Origin of the sequence: Achromobacter sp. (assembly GCF_036567245.1) — a bacterium.
GTDB lineage: Bacteria > Pseudomonadota > Gammaproteobacteria > Burkholderiales > Burkholderiaceae_B > Achromobacter.
Map to the genome: position 1 here is coordinate 1 of NZ_DATCUY010000400.1, position 3,208 is coordinate 3,208.

The 3,208-nt window shown below is 67.6% G+C and carries 3 protein-coding genes and 1 pseudogene; 1 reads left to right on the forward strand and 3 read right to left on the reverse strand.

The features are described from left to right. Positions 1 to 839: acyl-CoA dehydrogenase family protein (locus tag VIR09_RS17025; RefSeq protein ID WP_332013941.1), on the reverse strand; the 839-nt coding region annotated here is incomplete at its 3' end. Positions 840 to 1,038: 199 nt separating this feature from the next. On the opposite strand from VIR09_RS17025, the gene VIR09_RS17030 reads away from it, so the two are divergent. Further along, positions 1,039 to 1,956, forward strand: a complete 918-nt coding sequence (locus VIR09_RS17030) for a LysR family transcriptional regulator (RefSeq protein WP_332013942.1) — start codon at positions 1,039 to 1,041, stop codon at positions 1,954 to 1,956. Positions 1,957 to 1,972: 16 nt separating this feature from the next. Here the strand turns inward: VIR09_RS17030 and VIR09_RS17035 are convergent, their stop codons facing one another. Beyond that, positions 1,973 to 2,944 (reverse strand): tripartite tricarboxylate transporter substrate binding protein, encoded by a 972-nt coding sequence (locus VIR09_RS17035; protein WP_332013943.1) that lies wholly within the window; start codon positions 2,942 to 2,944, stop codon positions 1,973 to 1,975. Between the two features lie 63 nt (positions 2,945 to 3,007). Then, positions 3,008 to 3,208, reverse strand: a pseudogene (locus VIR09_RS17040) (tripartite tricarboxylate transporter substrate-binding protein); the annotation flags it as partial.

Here is a 3,208-nt window from a genome sequence, read left to right on the forward strand (position 1 = left end):
GGGTCCGGCGACGCCGCCCGGCGCAGATGCGCGAGCCAACCGTCAATCAGCAGCATGCTGGAGTAGATCCGCTCCGGGCCGCTGCGCTCCAGCGCCAGCTCGGCCGTGACCTGCTGCCAGCCGCTGCCCTCTTCGCCTACCAGCGCATCGCGCGGCAGGCGGACGTTGTCGAACAGGACTTCGCAGAAATGGGCGTCGCCCGCGATGTCGCGGATTGGACGGATCTCGATGCCGGGCAGAGACAGGTCGAAGATCATCTGCGACAGTCCCTTGTGCCGGTCTTCCGGCGCGCCCGATGTGCGCACAAGCGCGCACATGTAATGCGAGCGGTGCGCGTTGGTGGTCCAGATCTTGCGGCCGTTCAGCAGCCAGCCGTCGGCGTCGGGGGTGGCGCGCGTGCGCACGCTGGCCAGGTCGGAACCGGTGTCGGGCTCGCTCATGCCGATGGCGAAGAAGGCTTCGCCCCGTATGATGCGCGGCAGATAGAAATCGCGCTGCGCGGGCGAGCCGTAGCGCAGGATCAGCGGCGCGGTCTGGCGATCAGCGATCCAATGCGCCGACACCGGCGCGCCCGCCGCGAGCAGTTCCTCGCTCAGCACGAAGCGGGCGAAATTGCTGCGCGCCGCGCCGCCATAGGCGGCGGGCAAGGTCAGGCCCAGCCAGCCCTGCCGCGCCAGCGCGCGGCTGAATTCCGCGTCGTAACCCATCCAGGAACGCGCGCGGCGGTCCGCCGGCATGTCCTTCAGCGCCTCGCGCAGGAAGGCGCGCACGGACGGACGCAAGGCCTCGTCCTGCGCAGGAATCGCGGCAAGCCGCAGTGCCTCGTTGATAGCGCCCAATGTGATCCCCGGAACGCGCGACGGCACGGCGCCGCCGCATGCATTCGAACTGCCGAAAGTGCCGTGAAAACCCTGTCCGGCGCGGTGCGCGCGGGCTTCATGGCAATCTACACGGGGGTCACATCCCGGTCTAATATTAGATGTGGACCGGGTAATACATCACAAATATCGCGAGCCCGGCGCATCAAGGGAGACACCCGTGGAGCTACGCCAGCTCAAGCAGCTGTTGGTCCTGTCCGAGACGCTCAACTTCCATCGCGCCGCCGAGCGGCTGCACATGGCTCAGCCGCCCCTGTCGACCGCGATCAAGAAGCTGGAGCAGGAACTCGGCGTGCAGTTGTTCGAAAGATTGCCAGCCGGCCTGCGGCCCACGCCGGCCGGCCAGGTCGTGCTGCAGTATGCGCGCACCACCCTGTTCTATGCCGAGGAGATCCGCCGCGCGGCAAGAGAAGGCGCCAGCGGCGAACAAGGCGTGCTGAAGGTGGGCTTCGTCGGCTCGTCCACCTACTCGCTGATGCCGCGGCTGCTGTCGGAATTCCGCAAGGATTACCCGCGCGTCGACCTGATCATCGAAGAGTCCACCACCGTCGATCTGCTGCGTCGCCTGGACGCGCACACGCTGGACGTGGCGCTGGTGCGCTTCCCCGTGCTGGAACCCACGGCGGCGCGCGTCACCCTGCTGCAGCCGGACCATCTGATGCTGGCGGTGCCAGCCGGCAGCCGCCATGCGGAGAGCGCGGATGTTGCGTTGAGCGAACTCGCGGACGAGCCGTTCATAGGCTATTCGCGCACCCATGTGCCGGGGATGCATGCGCTGGTCATGTATGCCTTCCAGCAGGCGGGCGTGGTGCCACGCATCGCGCAGGAAGCGATCCAGGTGCAGACCATACTGAGCCTGGTGGAAAGCGGACTCGGGGTAGCCATCGTGCCGGCGGTGGCCCGCCGTCAGGCCGGCAGCAATGTGCGCCTGGTGAATGTTTCGCAGCTGGCCGACACCATCAAAGTGGGCATTGCCCTGGCCGTACACCCGGACAACGCCACGCCGACCACCGCCAATTTCGTCGAGATGGCCTGCCGCCTGATGCGGCCGGAGACCGCCGCAGCGGTCTCCGCATGACAGGCCGCGGGCGCGCCTACTCCTGCTGGATGTTGGCCAGCTTGGCGATGCGCCGCATGGACTCGAGTTCGTCCTGCTGGAATGCCGCCAGCGTATCGGGGCCGCCTACAAACGACTCGCCGCCAAGATTGGCCATGAACGCCCGGCCCTCGTCGCTGCGCACCAATGCCTGCACCGCATCCGACACGCGCGCCACGATGGCGGGATCGACCTTCGCAGGAAAGAACGCGGCCGTCCAGGCATAGGCCTCGTAGCCCTTGGTGCCGCTCTCCTGCATTGTGGGTACGTCCGGCAGGTCCTTGATGCGCTTGGCGCTGGTCACGGCCAGGGGCCGCAGCTTGCCGCCACGGATCAGGGGCAGCGCCGCGCTGACGTCGGCCAGGCTGTACTGGACCACGCCGCCGGCCAGGTCCGCCAGAGCGGCCGAGGTGCCCTTGTACGGCACGTGCGTGGCCTTGATCCCGTTCTGTTCATGGAACAGCTCCAGCACTACCTGGTAGGTCGCGGTGCCGCTCGCGAAGTTCAGCTTGCCGGGCGCTTCCCTGGCGGCCGACACCAGTTCCGCCACGTTGCGGTATGGCGAACTGGCAGGCACCACCAGCACCATCGGAAAGCGCGCGATGGGCGCGACCGGAGAGAAATCCTTGATCGCGTCATACGGCAGGTTTTTGAAGACGGCGGCGTTGGTCGTCATGGGCGAATTGCTGGCCACGAACATGGTGTAGCCGTCCGGCGCGGCGGTCGCCACGGCCTGGGCGGCGATGAAGCTGTTGGCGCCCGGCCGGTTCTCGACGATGAAAGGCTGGCCGAACTGCTCCGCCAGATGCTTGGACAGGAATCGCGCCGTCGTGTCGGCGCCGCTGCCCGGAGGCAGCGATACGATGATCTTCACGGGATGCGAGGGATACTTGTCCGCCGCGCGGGCGTTGCCGCCCGACGCCAGCGCCGCTCCCAGCATGGCCGTCACGGCCAGGGTCCTGATGTTCATGCTTGTCTCCGCAAGGCTGTTGCGTTCATGGCCGTGGCTGTGCAGCCATGGCGTTTGCCGTATTCATTCGGGCTGTATGCCCGCCATTCTGACCGCGTCGCCCCAACGCCGGACCTCCTGCCCCAGGTATGCCTGGAACTCCGCGGGCGAGGAGCTGCGCAGGACCACGCCCTGCGCCGTGAACGGTCCGGCAATGGCCGGGTCGCGCACCGCCGCGGCCACCGCCTGGTTCAGGCGCTGGATCACCGGCTGCGGCGTGGCGGC

What these genes read in the sequence shown, in the direction of transcription:
- VIR09_RS17035 (WP_332013943.1), bottom strand. Translation starts at nt 2,944, where the DNA reads ATGAACATCAGGACCCTGGCCGTGACGGCCATGCTGGGAGCGGCGCTG.